The following is a 15,426-nucleotide window of genomic DNA, read 5'->3' as shown; positions in this document are numbered from 1 at the left end:
CCTCTCCCCCGACACCGACCAAGCTACGGGCCCTTGCGGTCAGGTTCTGTCCGCAAGGGCCCGGGCGCGCCGAAAGGTCCCGGAAGCCGAAAGGTCCCGGAAGCCGAAAGGTTCTAGAAGGGGAACCCGCTCCGGCCGTGCTGCACCGAGATCCACTTGGTCGTGGTGAACGAGTCCAGCATCGTGTCGCCGTTGAGCCGGCCGATGCCCGAGTGCTTCTCACCGCCGAAGGGGACGATCGGCTCGTCGTGGACCGTGCCGTCGTTCACATGGAACATGCCCGTGTCGATCTGCTTGGCGAACGCCACACCCCGCTCGATGTTCCCGGTGTGGACGGCACCGCTCAGGCCGTACGGGGTGTCGTTGACGAGACGTACGGCCTCCTCCTCGCCGTCGAACGGAACCAGGAACGCGACCGGCCCGAAGACCTCCTGCCGCAGCAGCGCGGAGTCGGCGGGGACGTCCGTGAGCACGGACGGCTCGACGAGGTTGTCGGTCCGACCGCCGCGCACCAGGGCCGTGGCGCCCTCGGCGAGGGCCTGCTCGACCACGCCGGAGACGGCTTCCGCCTGCGAGGAGTTGATGACCGGGCCGATGACGGTCTCCGGGTCGCGCGGGTCGCCCGTCTTGAGGGTCTTGACCTTGGCGACGAACTTCTCGGTGAACTCGTCCGCGACCGACCGGTCCACGAGGATCCGGTTGGCGGCCATGCAGACCTGGCCCTGGTGGACGTACCGGCTGAAGACCGCCGCGTCGACGGCGTAGTCGAGGTCGGCGTCGTCGAGGACCACCAGCGCGCTGTTGCCGCCCAGTTCGAGGACGGAGCGCTTGAACAGCCGGGCGCAGACGGTCGCCACGTGCCGGCCGACGGCGTCGGAACCGGTGAAGGAGATGACCTTGGGGACCGGGTGCTCGATGAAGGCGTCGCCGATCTCCGCGATGTCCGTGATGACGACGTTCAGCAGCCCGCCGGGCAGCCCGGCGTCCTCGAAGAGCTTCGCGACCAGGGAGCCGCCCACGATCGGGGTGTTCTGGTGCGGCTTGAGCACCACGGCGTTGCCGAGCGCGAGCGCCGGGGCGACGGACTTGATCGACAGCAGGAACGGGAAGTTGAAGGGGCTGATCACGCCCACGACGCCGACCGGCACGCGGTAGACGCGGTTCTCCTTGCCGTCCACCGGCGAGGGGATGATCCGGCCCTCGGGGGCCAGCGCCAGGTGGACCGCCTCGCGCAGGAACTCCTTGGCGAGGTGCAGCTCGAAGGCGGCCTTCAGGCGCGTGCCGCCGAGCTCGGCGATGATGGCGTCGGAGATCTCGGCCTCGCGCTCCTCGATCAGGCGCAGCGCCTTCTCGAAGACCGCCCGGCGGGCGTAGGGGTTGGTCGCGGCCCACTGCTTCTGGGCGCGGGCCGCCGCCCGGTACGCCTGATCGACCTCGTCGGCCGTGGCTATGGTGATCGACGCGAGCTTCTCGTCGTCGTACGGGTTGAAGTCGATGATGTCCCAGGAACCGGTGCCCGGGCGCCACTCACCGTCGATGTACTGCTGTGCAAGGTCGGTGAAGCAGGACGACGACAATGTGATCCCTCGATCCCTAAGCAGACCCCTGATCGCGCCTTCACGATCTGATCACACGTCATCGTACTTGTGTTTCGGCGAGTTGGAGGGGTCCTTCGGGAGAGAGACCCGGCCCCTCCAGGAGATCGTCACGGCGCCATCAGGAGAGCGGCACGGCTCCTCCAGGAGAGCGGCACGGCTCCTTCAGGAGAGCTGGAGAAGCCCCCGGAGAAGGTCCCGGCTCTCCGAGGGGCCCGGGCTGTCGCTCTGGAGTTCCTTGAGCGCCCTCTCGTACTGGGCGACGTCCTCGGCCTTGTCCAGGTACAGCGCGCTGGTGAGCTGCTCCAGGTAGACGACGTCCGACAGGTCGGACTCCGGGAAGCTGAGGATCGTGAACGCGCCACTTTCGCCGGAGTGGCCGCCGAGGCTGAACGGCACCACCTGGAGGCGCACGTTGGGCCGCTCGGAGATCTCGATGAGGTGCTGGAGCTGGCCCCGCATCACCTCGCGGTCGCCGTACGGGCGGCGCAGCGCGGCCTCGTCCAGGATGATGTGGAAGTCGGGCGCACGCTCGTCGACGAGGTACTTCTGCCGCTCCAGGCGCAGCGCGACCCGGCGCTCGACGTCGGCCTCGCTCGCGCCCTGCATGCCCCGCCGGACCACCGCGTGGGCGTACGCCTCGGTCTGCAGCAGGCCGTGCACGAACTGCACCTCGTACGCCCGGATCAGTGAGGCGGCGCCCTCCAGGCCGACGTAGGTCGGGAACCAGCTGGGCAGCACGTCCGAGTAACTGTGCCACCACCCGGCGACGTTGGCCTCCTTCGCCAGCGACAGCAGGGAGGCGCGTTCCTGTTCGTCCGTGATGCCGTACAGGGTGAGCAGGTCCTCGACGTCTCTGGTCTTGAAGCTCACCCGGCCCAACTCCATCCGGCTGATCTTCGACTCGGAGGCACGGATCGAATAGCCCGCCGCCTCGCGCGTGATGCCCCGCGCCTCACGCAGTCGCCTGAGTTGTGATCCGAGCAGCATGCGCCGCACCACCGATCCCGGCTCTCCCGCGCTCACGTTCGCCAGCCTCCCCAACGTCTTCAGGGGCCGCAGTCTGCCACTAAAACACTTCGAGCAGTACTCGTCCGGTTACGGAAACGGAATCGAGACGGTCGACGCTCGCGCGCGGGAGCAAGAAGAAGGCAAGTGAACGGCCGAAGAGGGACCCGAAGATGACGGAAAAATTGACCAACAAGCGGTACGGGACATCGCATTCCGGTCACGTGCACGTGCATCTGCCCTTGCATCTGCTGTACGCATCCGAAACCATGGTCCCGCACCACCGCCGCATCGCACCGACCGCGAATCCCGGGAGTGCCTCGCATGGGGACGAATGGATCGACCATGCTCGAGCCGTTACGGCAGGGCCTTCCGCCGCTGGATCCCGCAGCGGTGTCCGACGCCGCCTCCTGCGCTCTGCCCGCCCGCTACGAAGCGGTGCGCGAGGCGCGGCGGTTCACGCGCAGAACCCTCGACCAGTGGGACATGGGCGAGCGGTTCGACGACGTCTGTCTGGTGGTCTCGGAACTCGTCACCAACGCCCTGCGGCACGGCCTCCCGGCGGGCGACGCGTGCACCGGCGGCCGTGAAGCCGCCGTGCGGCTGCACCTGATGCGGTGGACCGAGCGACTGGTGTGCGCGGTGCGCGACCCCAGTCACGACAGCCCGGTCGCCCGGGAGACCGACGACTTCTCGGCCGAGTCGGGCCGCGGGCTGTTCCTCGTCGACTCCTTCAGTGACAGCTGGGGCTGGCATCCGCTCGCGGGCGCGCTCGACGGCAAGGTGGTCTGGGCGCTGTTCCGGCTGCCGCGGACCGGTTCAAGGGCGGTCGGCGAATGAGAAACCGCGGCGCTTCCTCGCGTCGCGGTTCTACGCGCGTCACCGCGCGTTAAGTGCGGTTTGCCCCGTTTCCTCCGGGGCCGGGCGGATCGTCAGCCGCCCACCAGGTGGTCGAACTCGCCGTCCTTCACACCCAGCAGCATCGCTTCGATCTCCGCACGGGTGTAGACCAGCGCGGGGCCGTCCGGGAAGCGCGAGTTGCGCACGGCCACGTCGCCGCCCGGCAGCCGGGCGAACTCCACGCACGAGCCCTGCGAGTTGCTGTGCCGGCTCTTCTGCCAGGCCACACCGTGCAGCCCGGCGGCCGCCATACCGTTGTACGCGTCGTGATCCACAGGTCGCTCCCCGGTGGTGCACTGGCTGGTGTGGCCATTGGTGCATTGGTCAACTGACCCGGATCATAGCCCTGTTCATGTGCAGGTGCATGGGCAGATGCACGTGCACGCCGGGTACTCCCACGGTTACAGCTTTGACGGCCGCTTTACCGAAGCTCTCGACTGTTTGACGGCCCCGACCCGTCTCTCGTTCCCGGAGGCCCGCGCCGAAGTCGCCGGATTCGGGGAGGCCCGGTGGAGGCGGAGCATCCGCTCGGCGGCGGTGCGGGGCGGCCGCGGCGGGGCCGCGACGGAGAAGCGGGAGCTGAGGCGCGGGGCCGCGGGACGGCCGTTCGACCGGCCGACCGGCATCCGGAACACCGCTGCGGCCTGCGAGGACGGGGAGAAATGGGCCGGTCGCAGGAGGTACGGGTCATCCTTCCTGCGGGTGCGGTGCTCGGACCATCGTCGGACACCCGCTCGGCGTCCGGCCCCGGACGACCCGCGCGGCACGCGTCCCGGGCCACCCCGGACGACGACCGCCGCCCGGCGGGCCCGACCGGTGTCCAGCCCGGTCCCGACGGCTCGTCGCGACCCGTGCCACGGCCGTCTGCCGGTGGTGGCCTCCGGCCCTGTCACGCCATGAGTGGGAGGCCCCCACCCGTCAAGCGTGGGGAACCTCACCCTGTCCGGACCCGCTCAGCGGGTGGCGTACGGCAGCAGCGCCATCTCGCGCGCGTTCTTGATCGCCTTGGCCAGCTGCCGCTGCTGTTGGGACGACACCCGGGTGACCCGGCGGCTGCGGATCTTGCCGCGGTCGGAGATGAACGTCCGCAGCAGCTCGGTGTCCTTGTAGTCGATGTACGTGATCCCGGCCCGGTCCAGGGGGTTGGGCCGGTCCTTGGCCGGCTTGCGGTCGGGCTTGCGCGGCATGGGGGGTCAGACCTCCAGGAGGGTGTCGAAGGCGTGCGGCAGCCGCTGCCAGGCGTCGCGCCCGGCGGCGTACTCGGCGTCGGTCAGCAGGCAGGACTCCAGCAGCCGCTCCAGGCCGTCCCGATCCAGGCCGGGCGAGGTGAAGACGAGGTGCTGGCAGCGGTCGCCGTGCTCGGCGTCCCAGTCCAGCGCGGCGGCGGCCCGGCGCACCGGCGGGACCATCTCCCAGGCCGCGTCCGGCAGGGAGGCCAGCCAGGGGCCCGCGCTCTCCACGCACAGGGCCCCGCCCGCCGCGTCCCAGTGGAACAGCGTGTCGGGCTTGTCGGCGAGCCAGAAGCGGCCCCGGCTGCGGGCGGCCGCGCAGGTCAGGTCCTCCAGCGCGGCGTACAGCCGCTCCGGGTGGAAGGGGCGGCGCCGGTTCCAGACCAGCGTCGACACGCCGTGCGCGTCGGCCTCGGCCGGCAGCAGGGCGCAGGCCGGGTGCTGGGCGGCGGCGGCCGCCTCCACGTCGAAGCCGGCCAGGGCGGCCCCGGCCAGCGGGGAGAGCGGACGCGGGCGCGGGGTCGGCACCGTCAGACCGTCGTCGGCCGGGCCCCCGGGGGCTGCCCGGCCGATCGGGACCTGGCGGGCCGTCGGGTGCAGCTGCGCGAGAAGCTCGCGGTCCTCGTCGTCGGCCTCCGGGGAGTCGGCGACCGCGAGGACGGGGGCGTACTCCAGCTGGCGCGCGAAGGTGTCGGCGACCGTGCGCTGGTCGGTGGCGGCCGCGGCGAGACCGCCGTCGGCCAGGTCGTCGCCGTCGCCGAGGTACGGCAGGACCAGGGCCGGGTCGACGGCGGTGATCACACCGGTGACGGTGAGCCCGCCGGCCGTGACGACCTCGGCCATGGCCTTGGGCTCGACCGAGTCCCACAGCTCGACGACGGCGAGCCGGGTACCGCCGGCGTCCCGCAGCCGCTCCAGCTCCGGCACCAGGTCCTCGCGCAGGGCGCAGCACGCGCAGTCGTTGACCAGCGACGCCTCCCCCGCGTCGAGGATGCCGGAGGCGTCCCTGATGGTCCGTACGACCGTGCCCGTGGCGGCCGTCGCCAGATCGTGGTGGAGGACGACACTGCCGGGGACGTCGGCGAGCAGCCGCGCGACGGCCGCCCTGCGGGCGTCGGCGTGCAGCCCGCCGACGATCACGACAGGGAGACCGGGAGGGACAGCCACGGGATCAGCCCTTCTTTCCGTACCGGCGCTCGAAGCGCTCCACGCGGCCGGCGGTGTCCAGGACGCGGGCCGTGCCGGTGTAGAAGGGGTGGCTCACGTCGGAGATCTCGACGTCGACGACCGGGTAGGTGTTGCCGTCCTCCCACTCGACGGTCTTCTCGCTCACCGTGGCGGACAGGGTCGAGCGGGTGAGGAAGGCGTAGTTCGCGGCACGGTCGCGGAAGACGACGGGGCCGTACTGCGGGTGTATTCCCTGGCGCATGGTCAGCGCTCCTCTCGGAAGTCGACGTGGCGGCCGGCGACCGGATCGAACTTGCGCAGGGTCATGCGGTCCGGGTCGTTGCGGCGGTTCTTGCGGGTCACGTAGGTGAAACCGGTCCCGGCGGTGGACCGGAGCCTGATGACCGGACGGAGTTCGTTGCGTGCCATGCCGCTATGATACTGAAAATGAAATCCATTTCCACTACCTGAGCAGAGAGGTACGTCACCACCCATGTCCGCACACTGCATGCTGACCGGGACCCGGCCGGGCTTCGGCAACCGCGTCTCGCACTCCCACCGGCGCACGTCGCGCCGGTTCGACCCCAACATCCAGTCCAAGCGCTACTGGCTGCCGAGCGAGGGCCGGCACGTACGGCTCCGGCTCAGCACCAAGGGGATCAAGACCGTCGACACGATCGGGATCGAGGCGGCCGTCGCCCGGATCCGCGCCCGGGGAGTGAGGCTCTGATGGCCAAGAAGAGCAAGATCGCGAAGAACGACAGGCGGCAGGAGGTCGTCGCGCGGTACGCCGCCCGGCGGGCCGAACTGAAGGAGATCATCCGGCGCCCGTCGTCGACGGAGGCCGAACGGCTCGCCGCACAGGCGGAGCTGCGCGGGCAGCCGCGCGACGCGAGCGCCACGCGCGTGCGCAACCGCGACGGCGTCGACGGCCGGCCGCGCGGCTACTTCCGGGCCTTCGGGCTGTCCCGGGTGAGTCTGCGGGAGCAGGCGCACGCGGGGTATCTGCCGGGGGTGCGCAAGTCGTCCTGGTGAGTGGCGGCCGTCGTCCTGGTGCGAGGCGACCCCGGGGGCCCTTGACGGGCCCTGGTAGCTTGCTGCGGTCGTTCCGGCCAGGAGGCCGGCCGGTGCCGTCCGGGCCGGTCGGCCGGCTACAGCTTGGGGGCTTGCAGTGACTTCGGTGATCTTCTCGCGCCGCTCCGGCGCCGTGCGCGCAGCGGCGGCGGCCGCCGGGCTGGCGGGCGTGCTCGTGCTGAGCGCGTGCAGCAGCGACGGCGGTTCGGGCGACGACCCGGCCTCCAGCGCGTCCCCGTCCACCTCGGCGTCCGCCGGTACGGGCGACGACTCCGGGTCCGGTTCCGGGGACTCGGCCGGCGGCGAGCTGGCGGGCAGCTGGCTCGCGACGACCGACGGCAAGGCCGTGGCCCTGGTGATCACCGGCAAGCAGGCCGCGCTGTTCGGCACCGGCGGGAGCGTGTGCAGCGGCACCGCGGGCGAGGAGTCCGGGATGCGCATGATCCGCCTGAAGTGCACGGACGGCTCCAAGGACCGGGCGACCGGCATGGTCGACTCCGTGAACGGGAGCAGCCTCAAGGTCACCTGGGAGGGCGGCGTCGGCGCGGAGACCTACCGGAAGACCGAGGGCGGCAAGCTCCCGACGGGACTGCCGACGGCGAGCCTCGGCTGACACCCGACGGCGTACGGACGGGCCGGGGATCGCGTGAGGGCGGCGCGGCCCGTCCGGCGTTGGGGGGCTCACCGGGGGCCGGTGATCCGGCCGGTGTTCGGGGAGTCACCGCGAGCGCAAGGGCCCGCCCGGCATTCGGGGAGCGATCGCGAACCCAGTGACCCGCCCGGCCGGTGTCCGGGTGGTCACCTACGAACCCAAGGACCCGTCCGGTGTCCGGGGAGCCACCGCGAACCCGAGGGCCACCGGGCGTCCAGGGAGCCACCGCGAACCCAACGGCCCGCCCGTCCGGCGTTCGGGAGCCACCGCGAACCCGAGGGCCCGCCCGTCCGGCGTTCGGGGGAATCGTAGGGGGTGCGTGCCCCTGCGGCAGTCGCGTGCGTGATGATCCAGGGGCCCGATGCCGCTTTCGTTCGACACGTCCAGAGGACCTCATGCGCACCTACCCCCTCACCCTGGCCGCCGCCCTCGCCGCGACGGTCCTGCTGACCGGCTGCAGCGACGACAAGTCCGGTGGCGACGACGTCAAGAACGCGGACCGGCCGAGCGACTCGGCCTGCGCGCTCGGTGACATGGGCGTGGAGGTCGGCGCCGCCGCCGCCCCGGCCGCCGGCGACACCGGCACCGTCACTGTGACGCTCGCCAACAAGGGCGCGCAGTGCACGCTGAAGGGCTTCCCCGGCGTGGACCTGCTGGCCGACGACAAGACGACCTCCGTCTCCCCGGACGAGGGCGCGAAGGCCCAGTCGCTGACCCTCGGGAAGGGCGCCACCACGTCCTTCACGATCACCTACGTACGGGGCGAGGCGGGTTCCGCGGAGAGCCTCGACGTGCACAAGGCGTCCTTCACCCTGCCCGGCGACACCAGGACGGCGCACGAACTGACCTGGTCGTACGGCGCGGTCGACTGGAGGGATGACCAGAAGCCCTCGGTGAGCGGCTTCGAGACGTCGGGCGACTGACGGCACTGACCGCACGACGGCGGGTCAGCGCAGCGGCGGCCGGTGCCGGACCTGAGCCCGGTCCGCCGCCCGCGCGCCCTCCGTCCAGCCCGCCGCGTCCCGCACCCCGCGCAGCCGGGTCGTGGTGGTCTCCGGGAACATCCGGTCCAGCCGCCCGGTGACGGCGACCTCGCGGGAGGCGAGGACCGGGAGCAGGTCGTCGGTCACCTGGGTCTCGGCAGCCGCCGCCAGGCGGGTGCCGATGCGGTGGGCGTAGGCCGCGAGGAACGACTGCCGGAACGTCTTGGTGCGCTTGCGCCCGCCCGCCCGCTGCGCGGCCTCCGCCTTCGTCATCGCGGTCGTGGCCTGCACCAGGAGTGAGGTGTAGAGGAGTTCGACCGCCTCCAGGTCGGTTTCGAAGCCGACGACGGTCGAGAAGTTGAAGGGTTCATTCCACACCGCCCGGCAGTGGTTGGCGTCGGCGACGGCGTCCAGCAGCACCGCCTTGGCCTGCTCGTACGGCGGCTCGACCCCGATCCGGCATGCTCCGGGTGTGTCCCCGGAGGGTGCCCGCGCCGCGAGCAGCGCCTCGTCGACGCTGTGCCGGGCCATCAGCTCCTGCGCCTTGGCGCTGAGCGCCTCCGCCTCCTCCGGGAACCCGGTGGCTTCGGCCTTGGCGAGCAGGGCGCGGATACGGGTGAGCATGCGGGACTCGGTCCGTGCCTCCCCGGGCGCCTCCTCCAGGGCCTCCAGGGAGGGCAGCCGCAGCAGCAGGCGGTACAGCTCCAGCGCGGCGGTGGCGTACGAGAAGCGGTCGGTTCGGGGCGGGGCGTCGGCGGGGAGTTCCGCGAGCTGCGTGTTCCAGCGGTGACCCCGGGGTCCGTCGCCGGGTGCCTGCGCGCGGATCAGCGCGGCCACGAGGAGTACGTGGACGTCGTCCAGTTCGCGCCGCACGATCCGTACGACATCGGCGGGCTGCCAGCCGCGCCGCCAGGCCGCCGCGACGAACTCCTCCCCACGCCGGTCGAGTTCGGCGTCCGCCGCCGGGTCGGAGGCCAGCAGGGACGCGCCGGTGTCGAGGGCCGTCTCGCCGGTCTCGTAGAGGGCCGCTTCGAACGCGCGGTCGACGGTGGTGGACGTACTACTCACGCGCCGATGGTGCCATGTCGGCACGCCCGGCCCGGAACCCGCGAACGAGTGTCAACTCGCGGTTGACAGTCACGGGAGCGCAACCTACGGTTGACACATGACGAACCCCGACACCACGTCATCCATCCGTCTCGACGACCTCATCGCGGCCATCAAGAAGGTCCACGAGGAGCCGCTGGACCAGCTCCAGGACGCGGTGATCGCCGCGGACCACCTGGGCGACGTGGCCGACCACCTGATCGGCCACTTCGTCGACCAGGCCCGGCGCTCCGGCGCGTCCTGGACCGACATCGGCAAGTCCATGGGCGTCACCCGGCAGGCCGCCCAGAAGCGGTTCGTGCCGAAGGAGTCGGCCGACCTCGACCCGAGCCAGGGCTTCAACCGGTACACGCCGCGCGCCCGCAGCGTGGTGATGGCGGCGCACAACGCGTCCAAGGCCGCACACAACGCCGAGGGCCTGCCCGAACACCTCGTCCTCGGCCTGCTGGCCGAACCGGAGGGCCTCGCCGCGAAGGCGATCGTCGAGCAGGGGGTCTCCCTCGACGCGGTCCGCGCGGCAGCCACGGCGGCGCTCCCGCCGGCCGTCGAGGACGCCCCGGAGCTCGTGCCGTACGGCCCGGCCGCCAAGAAAGTCCTGGAACTCACCTTCCGCGAGGCCCTGCGCCTCGGCCACAACTACATCGGCACCGAGCACATCCTGCTCGCGCTGCTGGAGCACGAGAACGGCGAGGGCGTCCTCAGCGGCCTCGGCATCGGCAAGGAGCGGACCGAGCAGTACGTCGCCCGGGTGCTGGAGAAGATCGCGCAGGCACAGGAGAACGTGCTGGACGAGTCCTGATCCTCCCCGGCCGCGGCAGGGGGCGTTGTCAGACCCCCCTGGCACACTCGCAGCATGGCCGACCGGTGGGCACTCGCTCCGGCCGAGGACGGTGGCGTGGACGTCGCCCCCCTCGGTCCGGACGGGCTGCCCGCCGGCCCGGTGCGGCGGGAGGCCGATCCCGCCGAGGCCGTCCGGAGCCGTCCCGGCGTCACGCGGTGGGTGTGGCGGTCCACCGCCGAGGTCTACCCGCGCCTGCTCGCCACGGGGGTGCGAGCCGAGCGGTGCTACGACATCGAGGCCGCCGAGACCCTCCTCCTCGGCCACGAGGGGCGGTACGGGGAACCGCGCTCGGCCGCGGCCGCCCTGGCCCGGCTGCGCGGCGGCCCCGTGCCGCCCGATCCACCGCAGCGCTCCGCCGAACCGGGCTCCCAGTCCTCGCTGTTCGAGCCCCAGGGCGTCCACCTGCCCCTGCCGGACCTCCTCGCCGTCTACGCCGAGCAGCAGCGGCGGCACGCGAGCGCCGAGCACCCCGACCGCATGCGGCTGCTGACGGCCGCCGAGTCGGCGGGCATGCTGGTGGCCGCCGAGCTGAACCGCACCGGGCTGCCCTGGAGCGCCGAGGTGCACCGCGCGTTGCTGCAGGACCTGCTGGGCGAGCGGTACGCGGGCGGCGGCGAGCCGCGCCGTCTGGCCGAGCTGGCCGACGAGGTGTCCGCCGCGTTCGGCAGACGCGTCCGCCCCGATCTGCCCGCCGACGTGGTCAAGGCCTTCTCCCAGGCCGGGATCAAGGTCTCATCGACCCGGAAGTGGGAGATCGAGACAGTCGACCATCCGGCCGTGAAACCACTGCTGGAGTACAAGAAGCTGTACCGCATCTGGGTCGCCCATGGCTGGTCCTGGCTCCAGGACTGGGTCCGCGAGGGCCGCTTCCGGCCCGAGTTCCTCGCGGGCGGCACGGTGACCGGGCGCTGGGTCACCAACGGCGGAGGCGGGCTCCAGATCCCCAAGGTGATCCGGCGGGCCGTGGTCGCCGACCCCGGCTGGCGGCTCGTCGTCGCCGACGCCGACCAGATGGAGCCGCGCGTCCTCGCGGCGATCTCCCGCGACCCCGGTCTGATGGAGGTGGCCGGCCGGGAGACCGACCTGTACCAGTCCGTCTCCGACCGCGCCTTCTCCGGCGACCGCTCCCAGGCCAAACTCGCCGTGCTCGGCGCGGTCTACGGCCAGACCTCCGGCGACGGCCTGAAGAACCTCGCCGCGCTTCGACGCCGTTTCCCCAGGGCGGTGGCGTACGTCGACGACGCGGCCCGGGCCGGCGAGGAGGGCCGGCTCGTGCGGACCTGGCTCGGCCGGACCTGCCCGCCCGCGGCCCGGGGGACGGACGACGCGAGCGAGGAGGCCGGCATCCCGACGGCTGCCGAAGGTTCCGGCTCCGGGGGCGGCTATGGCTATCGCTCCCGTTCTGGCTCCGGCTCCGGCTCCGGCTCCGGCTCCGGCTCCGGCTCCGGTTCCGGGGAGGACGACCAGTCGGACGGCGGGCAGTGGGTGCCCGGATACGCCTCCACCAACGCCCGCGCCCGAGGCCGCTTCGCCCGCAACTTCGTCGTCCAGGGCAGCGCCGCCGACTGGGCGTTGCTCCTGCTCGCCGCGCTGCGCAGGAGCTGCGCGGGGCTGGCGGCCGAGCTGGTCTTCTTCCAGCACGACGAGGTGATCGTGCACTGCCCCGAGGAGGAGACGGAGGCGGTCGTGGCGGCGATCCGCGAGGCGGCGGACCTGGCGGGGCGGCTGACCTTCGGGGACACACCGGTGCGGTTCCCGTTCACCACGGCGGTGGTGGAGTGCTACGCGGACGCCAAGTGATCAGACGGAACGCGCCAGGAGCTCACGCAGCTCCCTGACCACCGCCTGCTCGTCCGTGCCCTCCAACGCCGCCAGCGCGGAGCCCCACGCCTCGCGCGCCTCGCCGATGTGCCCCCGCTCGCGCAGCAGCAGCCCGTGCTGGTGGCGGGCGAGAGCGCCGGTGTAGCCGTCGGCGCGGGCGTCGGCCCGGCCGAGCAGCTCGGCGCACTCGCGGGCGGCCCGCCCGTCGCGCCCCAGCAGACGCAGGGCCCGGACCAGGCCGAGCCGGGTCTGGGACTCGCCATGCCAGTCGCCGTGCCCGCCGAGGATGCGCAGGCTCTCCTCGAAGTGCGGCAGCGCGGCGGCCGGTTGGCCGAGCCGCAGATGCGCGTACCCGATGTTGCGGTGCGCGGAGTGCCGCACGATCACGGCGCCGATCTCGTCCCCGAGGGCGAGCGAACGCCGGTGCCGCTCGATGGCGGCCCGCGGGTCGGTGTGCTCGACGAGGTTGCCGAGGTGGCTGTGGGTGACGGCTTCGCCGTACGGGTCCTCCAGCCGCCGTGCGTACTCCAGGCTCCGCTCCAGTGCTTCGCCCGCCTCGGTGCGCCGGCCGAGTCCGGCCAGCAGCAGTCCGCGGTTGTTGAGGCAGCGGCGGATCCAGGAGGGGTGGTCCAGCCGCCGCCAGATGGCGAGCGCGCTGTCGTTGAGGGCGAGGGCGTCGAGCAGCCGCCCGGTCAGGAAGCGCAGCCCGGCGAGGTCGACCAGCGTGCAGGCCTCCGCCGCCGCGTCACCGAGCCGCCGGGCCACCCGGAGGCCGGCCTGCCCGAGCACCTCCATCTCGGCGACGCGGCCGCGGCGATGGGCGTACGGGAAGATCAGCCGGGTGAGCGTGGAGACCAGGCCCGCGCGCTGCTCCGAGGGGTCGTCCGCGTACCGCGTGGCCAGGGCGACGACGTTCTCCAGCTCCCTGTCCCCCCAGGCGAAGGCTTCTTCGGCACCGGCGAAGGGGGCGACGGGGTCGACGTGGGCCGCATGGCCGCCCGGCCGGCTCGGGGTGGGTCGGCAGCGGTCGTCCCGGTCGGGGCCGGGTTCCACGATCGCGGCGAGGACCCGCTCGGCGACGGCGGCGTACCAGTGCAGCGCGGTCTCGGCGATACCGGCGGTGTCCTGCTCCCCGGACCGTTCACGGGCGAAGTCGCGGACCAGGGCGTGCGGTGCGTAGCGGCCGTAGGTCGTCTCCTCCAGCAGGGCCACGTCTAGGAGGCGGTCCAGGGCGGCCTCGGTGCGGTGTGCGCCCGTGCCCGCGAGGCGGGCGAGCAGGGGGGCGCCGTACGTGGGCAGGTCGAGCGCGCCGATACGGCGCAGGGTGTGGGCCGCGTCCCGGTCGACCTCGCGCTCGGAGGCGGCGAGCGCGTCGTGCGCGACGGCCAGGGAGCGGCGGACGCTCAGGTCGTCGTACTCCAGGTGGTGCAACCGGACGTCGGCGGCGGCCAGTTGTCCGGCGAGGGCGTCGGGGGTCAGGGCCCGGCGCGCGGCGAGCCGCGCGGCGACGACCCGCAGGGCCAGCGGGAGCCGGCCGGTGAGTTCGACGAGGAGCCGGGCGGCGTCCGTGCCGTCCAGGCCGTCGCGGCCCGAGGCCCTGCGCAGGAGTTGGGCACTCTCGTCGTCCGACAGCGGGGCGAGCGGGAACCGGGCCGCGCCGTCGAGGGCGGTCAGCGGCGAGCGGCTGGTGACGATCACCCCGCAGCCGGCACCACCCGGCAGCAGCGGCCGTACCTGCGCGGCGCTCGCGGCGTCGTCCAGCACCAGGAGCGTGCGGGTCGGCGCGAGCAGCGAACGCAGCAACGCGGCTGCGGCCTCCGGCTCTTCGGGGATCCGGCAGGGCTCGGTGCCGAGGTCGCGGAGCAGGGTGGTGAGGGCCTGACCAGGGGTGAGGGGGGTCATGCCCGGGGTGGCGCCGTGCAGGTGGAGGTGGAGCTGACCATCGGGGAAACGTTCCGCCAGCTGATGGGCGACGTGCAGCGCGAGGGCGCTCTTGCCGATACCGGCCATCCCGCTGATGACGGCGGTGGGGTACGGATCGGGTGCGGTGAGCGTGCGGTACAGGGCGTCGCGTACGGCGGTGCGGCCGATGAAATGGGCCGGGGGCGGGGGCAGTTGGGCGGGCGAGGGATTCGGCCCGCCCGGCTCACCCGGCCCGCCCGGCCCGCCCGAGCCGCTTGAGTCCCTCGAACCCTTTGAGTCCCTCGAACCCTTCGAGTCCCTCACCCCCTGGGACTCCTTCGACCCCCTGGAGTCCCTTTCGCCCGCGGCTCCCCGGAGCACCTCCACGTGTGCCTCCCGGACCCCGGGCCCGGGCTCGATGCCGAGCCGGCCGACGAGACGGATGCGCAGTTCGCGGTGGACGGCCAGGGCCTCCGCCTGGCGGCCGGTGCGGTGCAGGGCGAGCATCAGCTGCCGGTGGTACACCTCCCGCAGCGGATACTCGCCGGTCAGCGCCGCCAGCTCCGGCACCAGCTCGTGCAGTCGCGGGCCTCCCAGCGCCAACTCGGCGTCGTAGCGCCACTCCAGAAGCAGCAGCCGGGCCTCGCGCAGCCGCTGCGCGAAGGCGTACCCGCCCACCTCCGGCGGCAGCCCGGCGAGCGGCGCGCCCCGCCACAGGGCGAGCGCGCCGGCGCACTCGCGCACGACCCTCCGCCAGTCCCGGTCGGCGTGTGCGGCACGCGCCTCGGTGACGTGGGCGTCGAAGGCATGGACGTCCAACTCGCCCTCGTCTATCCGCAGTACATACCCGGACGGCACGGTGCGCAGCCGTCCGGGATCGTCGAGCAGCCGCCGCAACCGGGTGATGTGATTGTGCAGCGAGGCCTGGGCGGACACGGGCGGTTCCCCGCCCCACAGCGCGTCCTTGAGCGACTCGACGGAGACGACACGTCCGGCGTCGAGCAGCAACGCGGCGAGCAGCACACGGGACTTGGGGCTCGCGATGGCCCGGGCTTCGTACCGACCGGAGGAGCGGCCGCCCTCCTGCACGCCGTGGAACAGCACCGGCGGCCCCAGCAACCCGAACCGCATAGCCCCCGTGCCCCCC

Annotated in this window: 16 protein-coding genes; 7 read left to right on the top strand and 9 right to left on the bottom strand. The window is 72.7% G+C overall.

Features of this window, described 5'->3' with window-relative positions; genetic code table 11:
- Nucleotides 1–113 precede the first annotated feature (113 nt).
- Both QOL88_RS21865 and QOL88_RS21860 read right to left on the bottom strand, forming a co-directional pair.
- On the bottom strand, nt 114–1,577 hold the full coding sequence (locus QOL88_RS21865) for an aldehyde dehydrogenase family protein (protein ID WP_097218593.1): 1,464 nt from the start codon (nt 1,575–1,577) through the stop codon (nt 114–116).
- A gap of 183 nt (nt 1,578–1,760) precedes the next feature.
- Nucleotides 1,761–2,597 carry a Sco1979 family transcriptional regulator gene (locus QOL88_RS21860; protein ID WP_502961626.1) on the bottom strand — a complete coding sequence of 279 codons (837 nt, stop codon included), beginning with the start codon at nt 2,595–2,597 and terminating at the stop codon, nt 1,761–1,763.
- Nucleotides 2,598–2,927: 330 nt separating this feature from the next.
- Here QOL88_RS21860 and QOL88_RS21855 point away from each other — a divergent pair, with 330 nt between their 5' ends.
- Nucleotides 2,928–3,443 (top strand): ATP-binding protein, encoded by a 516-nt coding sequence (locus tag QOL88_RS21855; protein WP_179878926.1) that lies wholly within the window; start codon nt 2,928–2,930, stop codon nt 3,441–3,443.
- Nucleotides 3,444–3,535: 92 nt separating this feature from the next.
- On the opposite strand, the gene QOL88_RS21850 is transcribed toward QOL88_RS21855, so the two are convergent.
- The 5 genes from QOL88_RS21850 to rpmG all read right to left on the bottom strand — a co-directional run bounded on the left by QOL88_RS21850 (nt 3,536) and on the right by rpmG (nt 6,328).
- Nucleotides 3,536–3,754: a DUF397 domain-containing protein gene (locus tag QOL88_RS21850; protein ID WP_045296613.1), complete on the bottom strand. Its 219-nt coding sequence runs from the start codon at nt 3,752–3,754 to the stop codon at nt 3,536–3,538.
- A 702-nt stretch (nt 3,755–4,456) separates the two neighbouring features.
- On the bottom strand, nt 4,457–4,690 hold the full coding sequence (gene rpsR, locus QOL88_RS21845; RefSeq protein ID WP_097218584.1) for a 30S ribosomal protein S18: 234 nt from the start codon (nt 4,688–4,690) through the stop codon (nt 4,457–4,459).
- A gap of 6 nt (nt 4,691–4,696) precedes the next feature.
- Nucleotides 4,697–5,899, bottom strand: coding sequence for a CobW family GTP-binding protein (locus tag QOL88_RS21840; RefSeq protein ID WP_097218582.1), 1,203 nt, complete (start codon nt 5,897–5,899; stop codon nt 4,697–4,699).
- A gap of 4 nt (nt 5,900–5,903) precedes the next feature.
- On the bottom strand, nt 5,904–6,161 hold the full coding sequence (locus QOL88_RS21835; RefSeq protein WP_097218579.1) for a type B 50S ribosomal protein L31: 258 nt from the start codon (nt 6,159–6,161) through the stop codon (nt 5,904–5,906).
- A gap of 2 nt (nt 6,162–6,163) precedes the next feature.
- Nucleotides 6,164–6,328, bottom strand: coding sequence for a 50S ribosomal protein L33 (gene rpmG / locus QOL88_RS21830; RefSeq protein WP_097218577.1), 165 nt, complete (start codon nt 6,326–6,328; stop codon nt 6,164–6,166).
- Nucleotides 6,329–6,392: 64 nt separating this feature from the next.
- On the opposite strand from rpmG, the gene rpmB reads away from it, so the two are divergent.
- The 4 genes from rpmB (at nt 6,393) to QOL88_RS21810 (ending at nt 8,548) form a co-directional block, all read left to right on the top strand.
- The gene (gene rpmB, locus QOL88_RS21825) at nt 6,393–6,629 is read left to right on the top strand and encodes a 50S ribosomal protein L28 (protein ID WP_097218575.1); all 237 of its coding nucleotides are present in this window, start codon (nt 6,393–6,395) and stop codon (nt 6,627–6,629) included.
- The gene (gene rpsN, locus QOL88_RS21820) at nt 6,629–6,934 is read left to right on the top strand and encodes a 30S ribosomal protein S14 (protein WP_097218572.1); all 306 of its coding nucleotides are present in this window, start codon (nt 6,629–6,631) and stop codon (nt 6,932–6,934) included. The genes rpmB and rpsN overlap by 1 nt, the downstream gene beginning before the upstream one ends.
- Before the next feature lie 136 nt (nt 6,935–7,070).
- A complete protein-coding gene (locus QOL88_RS21815; RefSeq protein ID WP_502961616.1) occupies nt 7,071–7,586 on the top strand; it encodes a hypothetical protein in 516 nt (171 codons plus the stop codon).
- A gap of 434 nt (nt 7,587–8,020) precedes the next feature.
- A complete protein-coding gene (locus QOL88_RS21810) occupies nt 8,021–8,548 on the top strand; it encodes a DUF4232 domain-containing protein (RefSeq protein WP_097218566.1) in 528 nt (175 codons plus the stop codon).
- Nucleotides 8,549–8,572: 24 nt separating this feature from the next.
- Here QOL88_RS21810 and QOL88_RS21805 read toward each other — a convergent pair whose 3' ends face one another.
- Complete coding sequence (locus QOL88_RS21805; protein WP_097218563.1) at nt 8,573–9,676, bottom strand: DUF2786 domain-containing protein; 1,104 nt, start codon at nt 9,674–9,676, stop codon at nt 8,573–8,575.
- Nucleotides 9,677–9,773: 97 nt separating this feature from the next.
- Here QOL88_RS21805 and QOL88_RS21800 point away from each other — a divergent pair, with 97 nt between their 5' ends.
- Both QOL88_RS21800 and QOL88_RS21795 read left to right on the top strand, forming a co-directional pair.
- Complete coding sequence (locus QOL88_RS21800) at nt 9,774–10,514, top strand: Clp protease N-terminal domain-containing protein (RefSeq protein ID WP_097218560.1); 741 nt, start codon at nt 9,774–9,776, stop codon at nt 10,512–10,514.
- A gap of 54 nt (nt 10,515–10,568) precedes the next feature.
- Entirely contained in the window at nt 10,569–12,356 is a 1,788-nt protein-coding gene (locus QOL88_RS21795) for a bifunctional 3'-5' exonuclease/DNA polymerase (protein ID WP_097218558.1), read from the top strand.
- On the opposite strand, the gene QOL88_RS21790 is transcribed toward QOL88_RS21795, so the two are convergent.
- Nucleotides 12,357–15,410, bottom strand: coding sequence for an AfsR/SARP family transcriptional regulator (locus tag QOL88_RS21790; RefSeq protein ID WP_097218556.1), 3,054 nt, complete (start codon nt 15,408–15,410; stop codon nt 12,357–12,359).
- Nucleotides 15,411–15,426 lie beyond the last annotated feature (16 nt).

Source organism: Streptomyces sp. Ag82_O1-12 (genome assembly GCF_900182715.1).
GTDB lineage: Bacteria > Actinomycetota > Actinomycetes > Streptomycetales > Streptomycetaceae > Streptomyces > Streptomyces massasporeus.
This window is presented reverse-complemented; position numbering and strand designations above follow the sequence as displayed.